Here is a 16,865-nt window from a genome sequence, read left to right as displayed (position 1 = left end):
CTCCTGAAAAAAGTTGCAATTTGGTAAGATTGGTGGCCATTAGATTTTCGCTCAAATCTCTGCCAATTCTTTCACACAAAAAATTGACAAAACGCAAGAAATTAATCTAGTCGTTTCGGCGGCGTCTGCTACGTATACGGCTTAGTTCGGAGTTCGTTATATTCAGAAAAGAGGCTAGGTATTTTAGTTTTACCTTATTGGCCAGCTCAGGGTATTCTTTTTCGTATAATTCTAACCTTGCTTCGGCACTTTTAATCCTTAATAATCGGTTTCTTTTTTCAAGTTTCAGTAAGTAGTTTTCATATAAATCAATAAGCCCCGAGCCAGAGCTATCTTTCAGATTTAGAAACTCTTCTTTTGAAATGGCGTAACAAATACACGGGGAAAGAGCTTGCAGAGCATATCTACTGGGCATTTTTGACACAAAACTTTCAATACTGAAAAACCAATTACCACTTCCTAAAATCCAAAATGTAGATTCTTCCATATTTTCTCCGGAGACATTCTTTGCAAACTCCCTAACAATGCCTTCTTCCAAATAGTAAATGCAGTCGCTAAAGTCGCCTATCCTTAATAGTAACTCCATTTCCTTGATTTCATGACGCCTAAAAAGGGAGGATAAGCCTTCTGTTTCAGGAAAGAGTAAATTTATATACGCTGAGAATGTTGTGTTCATGTGTGTGATTTTTCCGTAAAAGTAGAAAACAAAAACACATAAATATCTGAAGAATTATAAATTTATTTCCAGTATAGTCTGTAAGTCAAGGCTATACAAACTCCTTGTATTAAAAAAATACATTACAAAAATTAATATTGGGCTAGAACCAAGTAAGTCTTCATTAAAATACCTTTTTAATGAATTAGCCCCAGCCCTTTAAATAGCTGAATATCTATTTACTTAAAGAAGCATAATAAATCTCATACCAATCTTCTTTAGAAAGTACTATATCTGTGGCTGTGGCCACATTTTTAATTCTTTCTAGATTTAGAGAGCCTATAATTGGTAAAACACCTAAGCTTATTAACCATGCCACGGCTATTTGCTCCAAATTAGCATTATGTTTTTCTGCAACGGCTTTTAAAACTTTACGCAAACGAATAGCCTGTTCAGAACCTCCTTCTAGGATTTCACCGCCTGCCAGAGGAGACCAAACAAGAGGTTTGGCGTATTGCTCTTTGATGAAATCTATCCTTCCATCTCTGATAGGGCTAGTATCTAAAAGATTTAACTCAATATGACTGGTAACAATAGGAATACTTAGATGCTTAGCTAACAGTTTATGTTGATCCACTGTAAAATTGGCAATACCAATATGCTTCGCTTTCTTTGTATGAATGATTTGCTGTAAAACCAAAGCGGTTTCTTCCGGATTTGCTGTATAGTCGAAACCATTTAAAAGGAAAATGTCCAAGTAATCTGTTTGTAAGTCATTTAAAAACTTATCTACAGAGTCCAACAAATAGCTTTTTGAATTATCAAAATATGGCTGTCCAGAAGACAATTCTCTGATACCACATTTCGCAAAAATCACCATATCCTTACGCTCTAGTCCCTTGCCACTTAAAACAGCATTGACAATTTTCTCCGTTTCTAATTTTTCTGAGGTATCGCCAAAATCAAAGGTGTTTATGCCTAATTCTAAACAAAGGTCTATAATCTCCTCTGCTCTTTTAGGGTCAGTCATTTTTTCATTTTCCCATCTCCAGAAGCTGTAAATTGCTTTTGAAACTTTAGGACCACTATCGCTCAGGTATACCTTTTCCATGTTTTATAAATTATCTATTCGTTAGAACAAAAATAGAATAAATTACCTACTAGCACCGACAGAAACCCTAAATAATAGACTTTATTTCTTCTGCTTGACAGGGCAGGTACTTAAACCCAAAACCTTATATATTGGACAGAAACTTACCGTTGAAGTAAAAAGAAAAACGAGAGCAACTGCCACTAGGACGAAACCCAAGACACCAGCAATAACACCTTTCCAAAACAAGAGGCCTATGATAGAAGCAATAACTATTCTTATCATCTTATCTGTATCACCCATATTCTTTTTCATGATTGTAATTGTTTAATTATTGATAACCAAAACTAGCCAGGTCTTCCTTCTTAAAAACTGAGTATAATCACATTCCTAAATGATGTTGATTGACTCAACCTTTTATTTATCTTTGCAGGCTCAAATTATCCAAAGAAAAAATGTCTTTAAGAGTAGGAATTGTAGGCTTACCAAATGTTGGAAAATCTACCCTTTTTAATGCAGTTTCCACCAGTGCCAAAGCACAAGCTAGCAACTATCGCTTTTGTACTATTGAGCCTAACGAAGCCCTTGTGGATGTACCTGACACCCGCTTAACCAAGCTGGAAGTGCTAGTAAAGCCGAATAAAGTGGTGCCTACTCAGATAGAGGTGGTCGATATTGCGGGACTGGTTAAAGGTGCCAGCCAAGGTGAAGGCTTAGGAAACAAGTTTCTTGGAAATATTAGAGAAGTAGACGCCATTATACATGTGGTGCGTTGTTTTGAAGATGAAAATGTACTCAGAGACGAAGGGGCCATTAACCCTATTTCTGATAAAGAAATCATTGACTACGAGCTTCAGTTGAAAGATTTGGAGAGTATCGAGAAGAAAGTCAAAAGGATTGGAAAGATGGCTCGTGTAGGTGGAGACACCAAAATGAAAGCCGAATTAGAGGTGGTAGAGAAGTGTGAGGCTTGGCTGCAGCAAGGCAGAAATGTAAGAGAATTGGGATTAACCAAAGAAGAACTTCCTGCCATAGCAGATATGTTTTTACTTACCGTAAAGCCTACACTTTATATCGCCAATGTAGACGAAGCCAGTATGCATACGGGTAATAAATTTTCAGATGTACTTCAAAAAGCAGCTGATGCCGAAGGTGCTCAGATGATAGTACTTTGTAACAACATTGAGGCAGATATCTCAGAAATGGAAGACCCAGAAGATAAAGCCATGTTTTTTGCAGATTACGGCATGAAAGAAGCGGGTCTTGACAAACTTTTAAGGTCTGCCTATACACTTCTTAATCTTAAGACTTACTTTACGGCTGGTGTTCAAGAGGTAAGAGCATGGACCATTAAAGAAGGCTGGACAGCTCCTCAAGCAGCTGGCGTAATTCATACCGACTTTGAAAGAGGTTTTATCAAAGCTGAAGTAATGAGTTATGACGATTTTACGAAATACGGTTCTGAGCAGGCTTGTAAAGAAGTAGGCCGCTTAAGAATAGAAGGAAAAGAATACATCGTGAAAGATGGCGACATCATGCACTTTAGATTTAACGTTTAAGGTGATTCCCTGGTAATTTCATCATTTCTTCCGTTGGGACAATATAATTATAAGAATCCCAAAATTCAGGATTCAAACCAGAGGTGGTTCTAAAACTTTTAGTATCCACGATGACCTCTGGGTCTTTAATCATTCTAGCAGATAACTCTCTGGTTTCTGAGGCCAAAAACCTTAGTTCCCAGTGAGTTTTCGCTTTAAACTCCTTATCTAACCGCTCTTGGTACTCCATATCAATGGTGAGCAGGTTTTCATGCAGTACCCATTTATTGGTAGCCCATCTGTACTGGCTCACAAATCTTAGACGCTCTCCTTTTAATTTAATACTTCCAGAACCTCCACCAATCACATCAGAGAGAGCTCGTTTAGTTAAATCATACTCTAATCTTATAATGGCTTTACTGTATGGTTCTAGAAAAATCTTCCCCGTTCTCCCGCCCCTTAATCTAGCAGACTTAGGTTCAAAGCTTATGGAATAGACTTGGATGTCGTTATAGGTGGTTTGCATAGAATCTACCCTAAATTCATAGTCTTTCAGATTGCCTTTTGTTAAGAACTCTGGCAACTCCGTTTCAATGGTTCTGCAAGCAATAGCCGGTCCGTTAGGAAACTCCCAAACTTCAATTTTAGCACTCTGCCCTCTCCAGTCTAGAAACCTGGATTTAGTAACCCTAATTTTGTCATATTCCACATCTTCGTCCGGAAAACGCTCCACACGGAGCACGGCCTCTTTCATTTTCACCACACCAATACCTTCTATAAAAGCAGACTCTTGGTAAAAGCCATTCTGGAAAAAGTTATTCTTAATGTTGTTTCTTTTAATAGAATCTACAGCCGCCTCCACCAGTCTTCTAGCCTCAGAAATACCTAAAGTCGTTTCTATTAATTCTGCCTTTTGAAGCAAGACTTCGTTCGATTTAAGCTTCATGAGCTCTCTAGCAGGCAAAATCCTTGTCTTATAACCTAATGACGAAAAAGTCACAAAGGATGAGTCCAAAACCAAGTTTGGAAACTTAAAAGCAAATTTCCCTTCAGCATTTGAACTCGAAGAATATCCACCATACTGCATGTCTATCACCACCGAAGGCAATACATCTCCCGTTTCTTTATCTCTAATTTCTCCAAAAACCGTGGCTACACCCTGAGAAAACACCAAAAATGGCATTAAGGAGAGAAAAATAATCTTTATCATATTCACTTTTAAAAAACACTTATCTATGTAACAACCAAATTTGGTTTTTATGATGCATTCCGCATGCAAAATTGCCAAATACTAAGAAAAAACTACCATCTAGGTAATTTTTAAAATCAATAAATCAAAATAACATAACTTTGATATATCTGTATATTTATACTCGGTTTATACATAGGAGAATCGTAATGAGTTTTAAAGTGGAATAAATCAGTCGTTTAAACGAGATTAGCATAGCGGTTTACCCTGAGCTAATGAAGGGTTCTGGTGATTGAGTTTAAATAAGTTTACGAACTGATTTGAAACAATTTAGCTACGGTCCCGATAAAATCGGGAGATTTTCTAATGAATAAAGCGGGTTAAAGAGCATTAAACTTTTACAACTATGAAAATGATATTTAAAACCACTATGGTCGTCGGATTAATTTTGGTTAACTCTGTTTGTGAAGCCCAAATTCTTAATCCACGAAGAATAGGTCAAAAAGTGGCAGACAGAGCCGCACAACGTGCAGAACAAAGGGCTGAGGACAAAATTAATGAAGGCGTAGATAAAGGTGTAGACAAAGCCATTGACAGCATTTTTGGCATTGGCAAAAACACTAAAACAGAGACCCAAAGCACCGGCACATCAGATACTCAAAACATACCATCTGGAAGTTCGGATGCAGATCTGTCTCAAGAGCAGGCTATGGGGATGTTAAGTGGACTATTAGGAGGTATGGGTAACACACCACCACCAGCTGCTAGCTATGACTTCTCCTCTTCTTACACCATGGATATCAAATCCAAAAATAAGGATGGAGACTTTAACATGAAAAACAAATACTACTTTACAAAAAGTGGTGATTATATGGCTTCCAAGATGATTTCTGGCTCTAATCCAGAAATGGCAAATGCTACGCAAGGATTGCAAGCCGTCATTATTGATTTCGACAAAGAATGTATGTACACATTTATGGAAACCCAAGGGAAGAAAAGTATGATAGGGATGTCTATGAAAGCCGCTGGAGAAATGGCAGAAAAAATAGTCAACAAAAACGAAACCGAAGAAAATACGAATTTTGTAAAAACAGGTGAAACCAAAACGATAGCGGGGTATAGCTGTGATGCCTATTTACTTACTCAGGGTAAAGAAAAAAGTACCATTTGGATAAGCAAAAATAGGGTTCCAGTAGTTTCTACCTATTATAAGTCGTTTCAGAAAATGACTTCCTCGGCCAGCACAAGCATGTTCAAAGTTGACAATAAGTCTAATGCAGAAATGATGAAGTTTGCACAAGAAGGAAGGGCTATGTTAGGTATGGATATGAAAGACCAAAATGGAGAAGAAATGCACATGGAAGTAACAGAAATCAAGGAATCTGATAGCTACAGCCTAAAAACTGCAGGTTATGAAAACATGATGGACTTCAACAAAATAATGCAGGATGCTCAAAAACAGCAGAAATCTGAAGAATAAAAACCTTACTTCAAAAAGTGTCTTATAGCCAATTCATAGCCCTTTAGACCCAAACCGCAAATCATACCCATACAGCGGCTGGTTAAAAAAGAATGATGGCGAAAAGCCTCACGAGCGTGAATATTAGAAATATGTACTTCAACGGCTGGTGTATTTACAGCAGATAGAGCATCAGCCAATGCCACAGAAGTATGGGTAAGTCCACCGGCATTAATGATGATACCATCGTAAGTAAAACCTACTTCCTGAATCTTGTCTATAATAGCTCCTTCATGATTGCTTTGAAATTGACTGAGTGAAACCTCAGGGAATGTACTTTCAAGTGTCTCAAAATAACCCTCAAATGTTTCGTAACCATAAATCCCTGGCTCTCTTTTACCGAGAAGATTCAGATTTGGTCCATTGATAATGATGATTTTTTGCATGCGTTTTATTTTAAGATTACTTAGCCGAACACAAATGTAAAACTTTAGACATAATTAAGAAACGACCAAAACTTTCGTTTCTTCAGATAATTTAAATCAGCTTCATTTTGATACGCTTCCTTTTCAAAGGAAATCATCTCATAGGCTGCCCAAAACTTTCTAATGCTGCAAAAATGCATAAACCACTCTAAGAGATACCATACATAAAAAGGTAAAACAAGCATCTCCAACTGCTGCCTGATATGAATAGATTCGTGGTTAAGCAATTTTTCAGATGGAACCAAAGATCTTACTATTATAAAAGGAAACAGAGCAATCGCAGTGATTTTTGGTAGCTTAACCCCTTTGAAAATAATCAAAATAGTGACTTTATAATTGAGTTAACAATATAGACATATTACACTTATCTAAAAGAATGTCTTAAAACTTCCACCGCATTTTTATAGAGCGGTTTTTCTATTGATTGGCCCACATTTATAGCAAAATTCTTAACGACTTCACAGCCATTTAAATTAACTTTTAGAAGATAGTTGTAGGTTCCAGGCTGCTGCCCAGCTATCCATAAATCCCTAGACCTAGACACTATTTTCCTGTCCGTATTCTGCCACTCATACTTTGTATTTACTGGGTTTTCTACAGCTCTCAATTCTATAACTTGATTTGGTTCAAAACTATCTTGCATAATGGATGCTACTGGATTCTCTTTAACTATTAACTTAATTTTCCCATATACAGTTAAGTCTCCTTTGGTGACCACCACGGTATAAATCCCATCGTCTTTTAAGGCAATGTTATTAAATTTCACTTCTTCCAAAGTACTCGTAAAACCGCTAGGTCCTTCCCATTCATATTTGGCTTCTTTCCCATAGTTTGGAGCAGAAAGAATAAGTTCTCTACCCACGCATGAAGTAATAAATGAAAAGCCTGATTCTGCTAAAAGTTCTTTGTACTTAATGGTACGCTGAAGCTCAAAAGAATAATAATACATATTGGATGTATCTCTAGTGGCCATCAACTTTAAGTCTTTAATCTCTGGATGGACAAAAATATCATAAGTGTTTTGGGTACTCGCAGTACCCTTTTGGGCAAATACAGAAGTTAGCAGACAGCATATCAAAAAAAGTGGGAATGAACTTTTGGATAGTTTTATTTTCATAAGCAAGTGGTGATCTGGTAGCAAAACAACAGCAAATTTCATGCTAAAAAAAACACCTCCCAGGCAAGCTGGGAGGTGTTGTCTTAAAGCTGATACTTTACTTAAAGAATTTTAAAAGCCAACGTTAAAGTCCAGCCTGAAGCCCTTTGACTAAACTTATCTTCATTTTTAAAATTCAAAGCATTTATATCTGTCAAGCTACCTTCCTTTCTTAAATCTAGCTCGGCACCTAAAATCTTTACGCCTAAACCTACCTGATATCCCCAAGTAGCATTAGTAAAGGCCTCATCCGTATTTGTCGTATAATCGTTTAAAGCTTCTTTTAATTTTTGGTCTTCCGACAGTTTTAAGGAAGCCACCGGACCGCCCATTATTCTAAGGAATTTAACTGGCTTAAAACCTACTAAAATTGGAATATCTAGATCGGTATATTTAACATCTACCACCTGAACTGGTCCACCATTGGCAGGTCTTACTTCCACTTCACCGCCTTTTGTTGCCACTAAAAGCTCTGGTTGTAAATAGAATTTATCTCCTAACCTTCCCCATATACCAAAAACGAATCCGGTTTTAGTTTCTAAACTTTCATTGATATTATTTTTCAATGAACCCGCGTCTGTGTAGATATTGGTAAGGTTTACGCCACCTTTTATACCTAAGCCCGACTGAGCATAGCCCCACGTACTTAATAATGTAAAAATAAAAACAGCTGTAATTTTTTTCATAATTCTCTATTAATGTTCCTAACTATCTTTAAATGTTCTGGTCAATAAACGTCATTAACTTTTATCTTAGTACAATTTTTCTAAATATTCCCGTCTCTAAAAATATAGATGAAAGGTTTTATTAATCGGTTGCATCTAGTGAACCTTTATGGAACGCTTTCCATTATTATTTCTTTACTTCGCAAATTCCACTCAAAAGGAACACTTATTTTAAATGGCAAAACAAAAAACTGCATATTTCTGTCAGAGCTGCGGCTATAATTCTCCAAAATGGTTAGGGAAGTGCCCCTCTTGTTTAGAATGGAATACACTGGTTGAAGAGCTTATCGCAAAAGATGAGCCAGAAAAAGGCAACTGGCGTTTTGGAAGTCAAAATACAAAACCAAAGTCTAAGCCGAAGAAAATTAATGAAATTCAAACTGCCGAACAGTATAGAATCATTACGGAAGATAATGAATTAAATAGGGTTTTAGGCGGAGGATTAGTGCCCGGTTCGCTGATATTAATTGGCGGAGAACCTGGAATAGGAAAATCTACACTCATGCTTCAAATAGCCCTTAGCCTTAAGGATTATAATGTACTTTATATCTCTGGTGAAGAAAGCGAGCAGCAACTTAAAATGCGAGCTACAAGATTAAAGTTTGAAAGCGACAGATGTTATATCTTGACAGAAACTTCTACGGACGCCGTTTTTAAGCACATTGAAATGCTAGAACCGGATGTGGTCATTGTAGACTCTATTCAAACCATGGTTTCACCACTGATAGAATCTGGAGCGGGTTCCGTTTCACAGATAAAAGAATGTGCTGCTGAGTTTATGACTTTTGCCAAGGAGTCTGACGTACCCGTCATTATGATTGGTCACATCACCAAAGAAGGCAGCTTGGCTGGCCCTAAAGTCTTGGAACATATGGTGGACACAGTACTTCAATTTGAGGGAGACAGATACATGACCTACCGAATTTTAAGAACTACAAAAAACCGCTTTGGAAGTACTTCCGAATTAGGAATTTATGAAATGCTAGCCGACGGACTCAGAGAAGTGAGTAATCCCTCTGAAATATTATTATCAGAAAGAACAAGTCAGATTAGCGGCATAAGTATAGCCTCTATGATGGAGGGCAACCGCTCCTTAAACATAGAGATTCAATCTTTAGTAAGTACCGCAAATTACGGAACACCTCAAAGAACCAGCAATGGCTTTGACGGCAGAAGGCTTCAAATGCTATTAGCCGTTTTAGAAAAAAGAGGTGGTTTTAGATTAGGAACTCAAGATGTATTTTTAAATGTAGCTGGTGGATTAAAAGTAGAAGACCCAGCCATAGATTTAGCAGTATGTGTTAGTGTGGCTTCGTCTTACGAGGACCTTCCTGTGAGTCAGTCTTTATGCTTCGCAGCAGAAGTGGGACTTGGAGGAGAAATAAGAGCAGTCAGTAGAATAGAGGCCAGGATATCCGAAGCAGAAAAGTTGGGTTTTAAAAAAATCTATATTTCTCAAAACAATGTCAAAGGGTTATCTAAAGACAAATTCGGAATTGAGATAATCGCTTCTGAGAAACTAGAAGACGTCTTTAGAGATCTATTTGGATAAATTCATAGGCGTTTACTCTTTTGTGCAACACTTGAAAATATTAAATTTGAAATCATTAAAAAATTAAAGAATTGACTGAAAACTGGATTGATTTATTATTATGGGTTATTGCCCTACCTAGCGGCTGGATTCTGGGCAGGATTATAAAATCCACCGTCTTCCCAATACTACATAAAAAGGCATCAAAAACCGACAATAGCATTGACGACGCCGTTATTGACCTCTTCGCCAGATTGGTTATTCCTTTCTTTTGGGTCATCGGTATTTGGGTGGCCTATCATTTCAGTAACCTCTTCGAAGCTTTTAAACCTGATATTAGAATTGCGATTTTAGTATTCAATATTCTTGTTTTTACATGGGCCGCATCCTATTTCATAGCAGAAATTATTCAGCTTTACATATTTAGAAGAGGAAAGGTTTTCCCAAACACTTCCATTTTTACCAATATCATCAAAATCATTGTCTACTCTGTAGGCATACTGTTTGTGATGCATGTTTTAGGGGTACCCATTGCTCCTGCATTGACCGCTTTGGGAGTCAGTGGTTTGGCAGTAGCCTTGGCACTTCAAGATACTTTAAGTAACCTTTTTGCTGGTTTACAAATGCTTGCCGCAAAAAAACTAAAACCAGGTGATTACGTACAATTAGACAATGGAGACGAAGGTTTCGTAGAAGATATTGCTTGGAGAAACACCACTATAAGGGCTTTAGGAAATCATATTATTATAGTGCCTAATAGTACGATGGCGGGCAGCATTGTTAAAAACTTCATCCTCCCAGACTCTCAAAACTCCGTGCTTATTCCTGTGGGAGTATCATACGATTCGGACTTGAAAAGAGTGGAACAGATAACCATAGAAGTGGCCACAGAAATTCAAAAGACTGTTCCTGGTGCTGTGGAAGACCATGAGCCATTCGTACGTTATAATGAATTTGCAGACAGCAGTATAAACTTTAACGTGATTCTTAGAAGTAGCGATTTTACCAGTCAATACCTTATTAAACACGAGTTTGTAAAAGCTTTACACGAAAGATATAACATAGAGGGAATAGAAATACCGTTTCCTATCAGGACGGTTTATATGAAGAAAGAGGAATAAATCCCCCCTTCGAGTGCTTCAGGGGGCGGATTATTCGTTGGCTGAGGGACTCGAAGGCAATCACTCTTGCTCTATCACAATTTCTACCCTTCTGTTTTTTTGTCGATTACCTTCTGATTCATTCTTAGTTAGCGGTTTGGTATCTCCCCAGCCTTTGAATGTTATTCTCTCCGCCGCTATGCCTCCTGATATTAAAAAGTCTCTGACATTTTTAGCTCTATCCATGGACAAAATCAGGTTTAACTGACTATCCCCTTGATTATCTGTGTGACCATCTACCCTGATTTTCATTTCCGGGTTTTCATTCATCATCTTAATAACCTTTTTCAATTCGGTATGAGAATCCTCTAAAATCTCTGCCTTTCCTAAAGGAAAATAAACATTGTTTAGTCTATAAGTTCCTTTCTCAACTAGCTCCAATTTTCCCTCTTTGCTTTCTTCTATATTTTCTAGCAAAGGCTCTTTTGTTTCAATCGGTTCTAAATAAATGTCTCTTGAAAAAGACTTTGAAATCTTACTCAAATCCATAGTCTCTGTACTGGTCTCATAACCATCTGCCACAATCTTATAAACATATTCTTTAGGCTTAATCAAAAACTCATAATAACCCGTTCTAGACGTACGAACAGAATCAAACGGCACCTCTTCACCAAGAATAGAACACACTATTTTAGCCGCAATAGGTGCTTCTGTGGCGGCGTCAAATATTTTACCACTCATTAAAAACGCCTCTGAATTGCTTTTTGAAGGAATGGCGGCCATCGGCGTAGCTTCTTCGCCTGTTCCTGGGTTATTCACCTCTACACCATAAAAATTCCAATATTGAAAGCCATCTCTTTCGTCATTGGGACCTTCTACCAAATCCACCGATTTTATCCCTGGATCTAGTTTTTTAAAGAAGACTTTGAAAAAATATTTCTTTTCTGGCTCTACATCTTGTCTATCTGGAGCTACAGGAATGTTAGTGGCCTTTATAAAATCAAACACTCTCCCGTCTTTAGCTCTTAAAAAAGAAGTTGGCTGAATACTAATCGTACTACCTCCCATTTGACTCATCATTTGCTGCAAAATCATATTTCGCATCATAGGATTCATCATTCCGAGTTGCTCTTTCTCTTCTGGGTTATTATCCAAATAATTCTTAAGAGCCTCTTTGGGCGATTTACTGACATATTGCATTGAAACCACGGTATATTCCTCGGTAATTTCAATCTTATTAATGAATGTATCCTGAGTAGATTTCTTAGTTACTTTTGGATTTGGAGTAACTTGAGCCATGGCAGCCTGTACGCCAAACAAAAGGATGATTGACAGTGCTTTGTACATAATTCCTTTATGGTTTTTTGTTCTAAGATATTAACATTAAACCATATTTAGAAGTTTACGCTTACCTGTTAAGAAGTGTTAAATGACTTTTAAGGTCATATTTCTTAAGAAAACAAAATTCCATCATGGTGCAATCATCTTTCATAAAACTCCAATGGAAGGTCGTCTGGGTCTGCGAAAAACGTAAAACGTTTACCCGTTATTTCATCATTCCTGATGGGCTCAGAACTTATACCGTTCTTGGTTAAATCTGCAATGGCACGCTCTATATTTTCTACCTCAAAAGCCAAATGCCTTAAACCCGCAGCCTCCGGCCTAGAGGTTCTTTCTGGCGGATTGGGGAAAGAAAAAAGCTCAATAATATATTCACCATTTAATGCCAAATCGAGCTTATAAGAGTCTCTGGTTTCCCTATAGGTTTCTTTTATTATTTCTAAACCTAAAACGCTTGTGTAAAAAGCTTTTGATGCTTCATAATTTGAAGCGATTATAGCTATATGATGGATTTTTTTTAATTGCATTCTTCCTTTCTAGTACATTGATTAATTACCTCAAATCGCTTCCAATCATCTTCTGGAAATCTTTGATGTTACCCATCATCACCAAAATATCTGATTCGTCAAATTCATGTTCACCGTCTAGATTCATGTCTACAGTGGCAAACTTACTCATCATCCCGATGATATTTTTCTTAGTCTGAAAGCGTTTCACAGCTATCAGTTTTAGGCCGTAAGTACTAAAAAAGTCAATATTGGAGGCCGTTCTTCCTAAGTATCTTTTAGGGACTTCTATTTCTAGAATACTACAATCATCCGACAGGTCAAAAGACTCCATCACTCCGCTTAATTCTAGCTGTTTGGCAAACTGTTCTGCTGCAATTTTCTCAGGATTAAAAATAATTTCTATGCCAATGGACTCCAAAACGGTCTGATGCAATGGATTAATAGCTCTACTAATAATAGACTTGGCATTATGCTGTTTTAAAAGAGCTGTGGTAAGAATAGAGGCTCCAACATCTTCGCCAATAGCCACTATTATTTGATCGGAATCTTGAATAGGAAGAGCATTTAATGCTCCAGGTTTTGAGGAATCTAAACAAATGGTGTGTGTCACTTTATTTTTCAGTTGCTCCACAATTTCCAAACGGTTATCTACACCAAAAACCTCGTGACCAATGGCTGTCAATCTGGTAGCCAAAGTCGACCCGAAGTTTCCCATTCCTATGATAATGTATTTCATTTTCTTTGTTCTATTGAATCAATGCTTTTACGCAAAACCTGAAAAGCCCTTTAATATGTACTGCTTCTTATAACACCAAATATTATACTTAAATCTAGACTATCAATACGTTTTCTTTTGGGTACTGATGAGAACTACTTTGGATTTTCTTAAACAGGCCGAAAAGTAAGGTAAACATACCTACCCTCCCTAAAAACATGGTAATTATCAATACTATTTTTGAAGGGGTACTCAATTGTGGCGTCAAGTTCATGGATAAGCCCACTGTACTATAAGCTGAAAAGCACTCAAAAGCAATCTTAGTCAACTCTTGATTTGGCTCAAAAATACTAATAAAGAAAACCGCCATGCCAATGATCAGAAGAGACAAGAAAATCACGGCAAAAGCTCTATGAATAGAAGATGCGGAAATTTCTCTTTTGAAAATATCAACCCTTTCTTTACCCTTTGCTAATGCCACAATGTTTGTTATTGCTATCGTGAAAGTTGTGGTTTTAATACCTCCACCCGTACTACTAGGCGACGCCCCAATCCACATTAACAATAAATAAATCAAAATGGTACCTTGCATCAAACCACCCATATCTACAGTATTAAAACCCGCTGTTCTTGGTGTAACCGAACCAAAAAATGCCTGCACAGCCTTTCCAAACATGGTAGGATGATCTTCAAGGGTATTATTATACTCCGTTATAAAATATAATATGGTTCCCACAACCAGCAAAATGGTGGTAGATGTTAAAACCAGCCTTGAATGCACGTTTAAGTTTCTAGCTAAAAATATGAACCTCTCTTTAAAAAACAGCCATCTAAAAAAGCTCCTTAATAAGCTTTTCGCAGTGTCATAGAGGTCTAAAACCACAGGAAACCCTATTCCTCCTAAAATCACCAATGCACAAATAACCAACTGAAACGGATAATTATATCTAAAACCACCATTAAAAAGGCCATCAGGAAGGGTGCTAAAACCAGCATTACAAAAGGCAGAAACGGAGTGAAAAATAGAGAACATCCACGAATCCCAAGAAGTGGTAAAAAAGCGTTCGTTACTGGTTAAATGGATAAAAAATATACCAATAAGTTCTATAACAAACGTATAACCTACAATTTTCAATAAAGTAGAAAAAAGAGAATTAGGCTTATCTGACTGAATAATATCACTCAAAATTAAATGGTTTCTGAAAGACATTCCTCCCCTAAAAAGAATGGCGAAGAAGTTGGTAAAAGTCATGAGCCCCAAACCTCCAATCTGAATAAGCACTAATAGCATATCCTGCCCAATGGCCGTAAATGCCGTGGAAGTATCTACCACAGTAAGACCAGTAACACATACAGCACTGGTAGCCGTAAAAAGAGCATCTATAAAACTAAGCTGCTGAGAGGAAACATCAGGAATTAGCAAAAGTGCTGTTCCTACTAAAATCAACATCACAAAACTGACCACAAAAAGTACTGATGGTGTCATACCTTTCCCTCCGAAAATAGCTCCTTCTCGCATCACTCTGACTACGAAGAAAACGCTAATCAACATGTGAAGCACCCAATTTTCGTTGACTAAAGCAAAATGGCTCTTTAGATACAAAAACAAATACAAAATGCACGCAAAAGTTAAATCTGAGAGGTAGTTCCTATCTATAAGTCTTATATTTTTCCTTATAAAATTTTGAAGAAGCCATTTAGCAAAATATAGGAACATGACCACAATAGGTACATCCGTAAGTACGGTATCTACCCAGTTCTCCACGGTTAGCTCCTTGGGGAAAGCTATCTGGTAAATCACTAAAGCAAAACCTAAAAATAAAGCCGTGAAAATAGCCCATTCTAATCTTTTGACTACTCGCTCCCTAATAAGAATGAGTTTATCCCAGAAATCTACTAAATAGTGTTTAAGCTTCACTTAATAACCAGTGTTAAATAATTCGTTTTAAAGGTAACAATTCATTTTTCAAATCTATGAATATCAAACAATCCAATATTCTGAGATACATTTTTTGAAATAATAAGATCACAAACCGTTTGACCAGTTACTGGGGCTAAACTAATCCCCAACATGGCATGTCCAGATGCTACCACCAAATTATCCAAATGCCGTGCTTTGCCAATATATGGCAAGCCATCTGGTGAGCATGGTCTCAGACCATACCAAATATCCCGCTCAATGGGTGTATTTACTTTTATCTGATCATAAAAAGTGGAACCCGCTTTGGCTATAGCTCTTACCCTTTTCTTTTCTACTTTATTATTAATACCAGAAAATTCCATAGTACCAGCAAAACGAACTTTATCATTCATAAAAGGTGTAACTGCCACTTTAGCCTCACAAAGGATAGATGGATGAAAAATCCTTTTCGAGGATTCTTGGTCTTGTGTAAAACTATAGCCTTTTCCTGCTTGTAAAGGAATACTCAGTTTAAAAAGCTTAGAAAGTCTTTCTGACCAACTGCCTGCGGCTATAACCACATTTTCTACATCCAATTCATCACATTCTCCTTTGGCATTTCTTAGGCTTAGCCGCTCGATTTTAGTTCCAGAGATAGAAGCATTCACTACCTCTATATTATAAGAAAACTTAACACCCTCACTTATTAAGAATGACTTCAAGCTCTTCATTAATTTCTGAGGATCGCAGTGGGAATCCTCGGGATAAAAAACACCTCCTAAAACATCTGGTAAGGCCTCATATTCTAATTGATGAACACCCTCTTTGTTTAAGATTTGAACCTCCATTCCCATACTTTCAGCTTTATGAGCTACAGCAATTTCATCTTCTAAAAGGTGTTTGGTTTTGCAAAGCAACAATAATCCTTTTTTTTCTAAATCAATGTCAATCTCATTTGAGTTTACCAAATCATGATACATCGCTCTGCTCTGAACCAAGTAATCTTTTAAAACAGGCATGGCGGCGTCCACTCTTTTTTGATTTGCCGACTGCATAAACTTCCATGACCAGTTCAGCATGGACAGACTTAGCCTTGGTTTTACATAAAACGGGCTGGTATCATCCAACATCCATTTCAGAGCCTGCTGTACCATTCCGGGAGCAGCTAAAGGAATGAAATGGCTAGGAACTATCATTCCCGCATTTTGAAAAGAACAGCCGTCCTGACCATCATACTGGTCTATTATTTCTACTTCATGCCCTCCCTTAACAAGGTAGTAAGCGGAAAAAAGACCGATGATGCCTGAGCCTATGATATGAACTTTCATTTTTTATTTTCTTGTCTAATCCCCAATTCTTCCGCTTCATATTTGAGCGAAATAAAAATTACGTTTGATACCATTTACTCTGCTGTCCTTGCCGGACAGGCATTCCTTTTTTAGCGTAAAAAAGGAATCAAAAAAACACTGCCT

General features: G+C 37.3%; 17 protein-coding genes. 4 read left to right on the top strand and 13 right to left on the bottom strand.

The features are described from left to right. Positions 1–106: 106 nt before the first annotated feature. From ACSBFT_RS00920 to ACSBFT_RS00910, 3 genes are all read right to left on the bottom strand, one after another. Positions 107–676 carry a Crp/Fnr family transcriptional regulator gene (locus ACSBFT_RS00920; RefSeq protein WP_489602934.1) on the bottom strand — a complete coding sequence of 190 codons (570 nt, stop codon included), beginning with the start codon at positions 674–676 and terminating at the stop codon, positions 107–109. A gap of 214 nt (positions 677–890) precedes the next feature. Next, on the bottom strand, positions 891–1,766 hold the full coding sequence (locus ACSBFT_RS00915; protein ID WP_489602933.1) for an aldo/keto reductase: 876 nt from the start codon (positions 1,764–1,766) through the stop codon (positions 891–893). 81 nt (positions 1,767–1,847) lie between these two features. Beyond that, on the bottom strand, positions 1,848–2,060 hold the full coding sequence (locus tag ACSBFT_RS00910; protein WP_463049055.1) for a YgaP family membrane protein: 213 nt from the start codon (positions 2,058–2,060) through the stop codon (positions 1,848–1,850). A gap of 140 nt (positions 2,061–2,200) precedes the next feature. Here ACSBFT_RS00910 and ychF point away from each other — a divergent pair, with 140 nt between their 5' ends. After that, positions 2,201–3,304 carry a redox-regulated ATPase YchF gene (ychF, locus tag ACSBFT_RS00905; RefSeq protein ID WP_489602932.1) on the top strand — a complete coding sequence of 368 codons (1,104 nt, stop codon included), beginning with the start codon at positions 2,201–2,203 and terminating at the stop codon, positions 3,302–3,304. On the opposite strand, the gene ACSBFT_RS00900 is transcribed toward ychF, so the two are convergent. Next, complete coding sequence (locus ACSBFT_RS00900) at positions 3,294–4,493, bottom strand: carboxypeptidase-like regulatory domain-containing protein (protein WP_489602930.1); 1,200 nt, start codon at positions 4,491–4,493, stop codon at positions 3,294–3,296. The genes ychF and ACSBFT_RS00900 overlap by 11 nt on opposite strands. Positions 4,494–4,878: 385 nt before the next feature. On the opposite strand from ACSBFT_RS00900, the gene ACSBFT_RS00895 reads away from it, so the two are divergent. Then, a complete protein-coding gene (locus ACSBFT_RS00895) occupies positions 4,879–5,952 on the top strand; it encodes a DUF4412 domain-containing protein (protein WP_489602928.1) in 1,074 nt (357 codons plus the stop codon). 5 nt (positions 5,953–5,957) lie between these two features. Here the strand turns inward: ACSBFT_RS00895 and aroQ are convergent, their stop codons facing one another. The 4 genes from aroQ to ACSBFT_RS00875 all read right to left on the bottom strand — a co-directional run bounded on the left by aroQ (position 5,958) and on the right by ACSBFT_RS00875 (position 8,258). Next, positions 5,958–6,377, bottom strand: a complete 420-nt coding sequence (gene aroQ / locus ACSBFT_RS00890; protein ID WP_489602927.1) for a type II 3-dehydroquinate dehydratase — start codon at positions 6,375–6,377, stop codon at positions 5,958–5,960. 44 nt (positions 6,378–6,421) lie between these two features. Continuing rightward, complete coding sequence (locus ACSBFT_RS00885) at positions 6,422–6,736, bottom strand: hypothetical protein (protein ID WP_463049050.1); 315 nt, start codon at positions 6,734–6,736, stop codon at positions 6,422–6,424. A gap of 44 nt (positions 6,737–6,780) precedes the next feature. Then, a complete protein-coding gene (locus ACSBFT_RS00880) occupies positions 6,781–7,533 on the bottom strand; it encodes a hypothetical protein (RefSeq protein WP_489602925.1) in 753 nt (250 codons plus the stop codon). Positions 7,534–7,634: 101 nt separating this feature from the next. Next, a complete protein-coding gene (locus ACSBFT_RS00875) occupies positions 7,635–8,258 on the bottom strand; it encodes an outer membrane beta-barrel protein (RefSeq protein ID WP_463049048.1) in 624 nt (207 codons plus the stop codon). Positions 8,259–8,472: 214 nt separating this feature from the next. Between ACSBFT_RS00875 and radA the strand changes: the two genes are divergently transcribed. Beyond that, positions 8,473–9,849, top strand: a complete 1,377-nt coding sequence (gene radA, locus ACSBFT_RS00870; RefSeq protein WP_489602923.1) for a DNA repair protein RadA — start codon at positions 8,473–8,475, stop codon at positions 9,847–9,849. Positions 9,850–9,920: 71 nt separating this feature from the next. Further along, positions 9,921–10,949, top strand: coding sequence for a mechanosensitive ion channel family protein (locus tag ACSBFT_RS00865; RefSeq protein WP_489602921.1), 1,029 nt, complete (start codon positions 9,921–9,923; stop codon positions 10,947–10,949). 60 nt (positions 10,950–11,009) lie between these two features. Here ACSBFT_RS00865 and ACSBFT_RS00860 read toward each other — a convergent pair whose 3' ends face one another. The 5 genes from ACSBFT_RS00860 to ACSBFT_RS00840 all read right to left on the bottom strand — a co-directional run bounded on the left by ACSBFT_RS00860 (position 11,010) and on the right by ACSBFT_RS00840 (position 16,721). Beyond that, positions 11,010–12,275, bottom strand: coding sequence for an OmpA family protein (locus ACSBFT_RS00860; protein WP_489602919.1), 1,266 nt, complete (start codon positions 12,273–12,275; stop codon positions 11,010–11,012). A gap of 134 nt (positions 12,276–12,409) precedes the next feature. Beyond that, positions 12,410–12,796, bottom strand: coding sequence for an SMU1112c/YaeR family gloxylase I-like metalloprotein (gloA2, locus tag ACSBFT_RS00855; protein ID WP_489602917.1), 387 nt, complete (start codon positions 12,794–12,796; stop codon positions 12,410–12,412). A gap of 25 nt (positions 12,797–12,821) precedes the next feature. After that, positions 12,822–13,514 (bottom strand): potassium channel family protein, encoded by a 693-nt coding sequence (locus ACSBFT_RS00850; RefSeq protein WP_463049043.1) that lies wholly within the window; start codon positions 13,512–13,514, stop codon positions 12,822–12,824. A 94-nt stretch (positions 13,515–13,608) separates the two neighbouring features. After that, on the bottom strand, positions 13,609–15,411 hold the full coding sequence (locus tag ACSBFT_RS00845) for a TrkH family potassium uptake protein (protein WP_489602915.1): 1,803 nt from the start codon (positions 15,409–15,411) through the stop codon (positions 13,609–13,611). Between the two features lie 41 nt (positions 15,412–15,452). Next, a complete protein-coding gene (locus ACSBFT_RS00840) occupies positions 15,453–16,721 on the bottom strand; it encodes an NAD(P)/FAD-dependent oxidoreductase (RefSeq protein ID WP_489602914.1) in 1,269 nt (422 codons plus the stop codon). Between the last annotated feature and the right edge of the window lie 144 nt (positions 16,722–16,865).

The sequence above is a fragment of the Arcticibacterium sp. SM2516 genome, from assembly GCF_057914865.1.
This window is presented reverse-complemented; position numbering and strand designations above follow the sequence as displayed.

What these genes read in the sequence shown, in the direction of transcription:
- ACSBFT_RS00915 (WP_489602933.1), bottom strand. Translation starts at nt 1,766, where the DNA reads ATGGAAAAGGTATACCTGAGCGATAGTGGTCCTAAAGTTTCAAAAGCA.
- aroQ (WP_489602927.1), bottom strand. Translation starts at nt 6,377, where the DNA reads ATGCAAAAAATCATCATTATCAATGGACCAAATCTGAATCTTCTCGGT.
- ACSBFT_RS00895 (WP_489602928.1), top strand. Translation starts at nt 4,879, where the DNA reads ATGAAAATGATATTTAAAACCACTATGGTCGTCGGATTAATTTTGGTT.
- ACSBFT_RS00880 (WP_489602925.1), bottom strand. Translation starts at nt 7,533, where the DNA reads ATGAAAATAAAACTATCCAAAAGTTCATTCCCACTTTTTTTGATATGC.
- ACSBFT_RS00900 (WP_489602930.1), bottom strand. Translation starts at nt 4,493, where the DNA reads ATGATAAAGATTATTTTTCTCTCCTTAATGCCATTTTTGGTGTTTTCT.
- ACSBFT_RS00875 (WP_463049048.1), bottom strand. Translation starts at nt 8,258, where the DNA reads ATGAAAAAAATTACAGCTGTTTTTATTTTTACATTATTAAGTACGTGG.
- radA (WP_489602923.1), top strand. Translation starts at nt 8,473, where the DNA reads ATGGCAAAACAAAAAACTGCATATTTCTGTCAGAGCTGCGGCTATAAT.
- gloA2 (WP_489602917.1), bottom strand. Translation starts at nt 12,796, where the DNA reads ATGCAATTAAAAAAAATCCATCATATAGCTATAATCGCTTCAAATTAT.
- ychF (WP_489602932.1), top strand. Translation starts at nt 2,201, where the DNA reads ATGTCTTTAAGAGTAGGAATTGTAGGCTTACCAAATGTTGGAAAATCT.
- ACSBFT_RS00860 (WP_489602919.1), bottom strand. Translation starts at nt 12,275, where the DNA reads ATGTACAAAGCACTGTCAATCATCCTTTTGTTTGGCGTACAGGCTGCC.
- ACSBFT_RS00920 (WP_489602934.1), bottom strand. Translation starts at nt 676, where the DNA reads ATGAACACAACATTCTCAGCGTATATAAATTTACTCTTTCCTGAAACA.
- ACSBFT_RS00850 (WP_463049043.1), bottom strand. Translation starts at nt 13,514, where the DNA reads ATGAAATACATTATCATAGGAATGGGAAACTTCGGGTCGACTTTGGCT.
- ACSBFT_RS00840 (WP_489602914.1), bottom strand. Translation starts at nt 16,721, where the DNA reads ATGAAAGTTCATATCATAGGCTCAGGCATCATCGGTCTTTTTTCCGCT.
- ACSBFT_RS00910 (WP_463049055.1), bottom strand. Translation starts at nt 2,060, where the DNA reads ATGAAAAAGAATATGGGTGATACAGATAAGATGATAAGAATAGTTATT.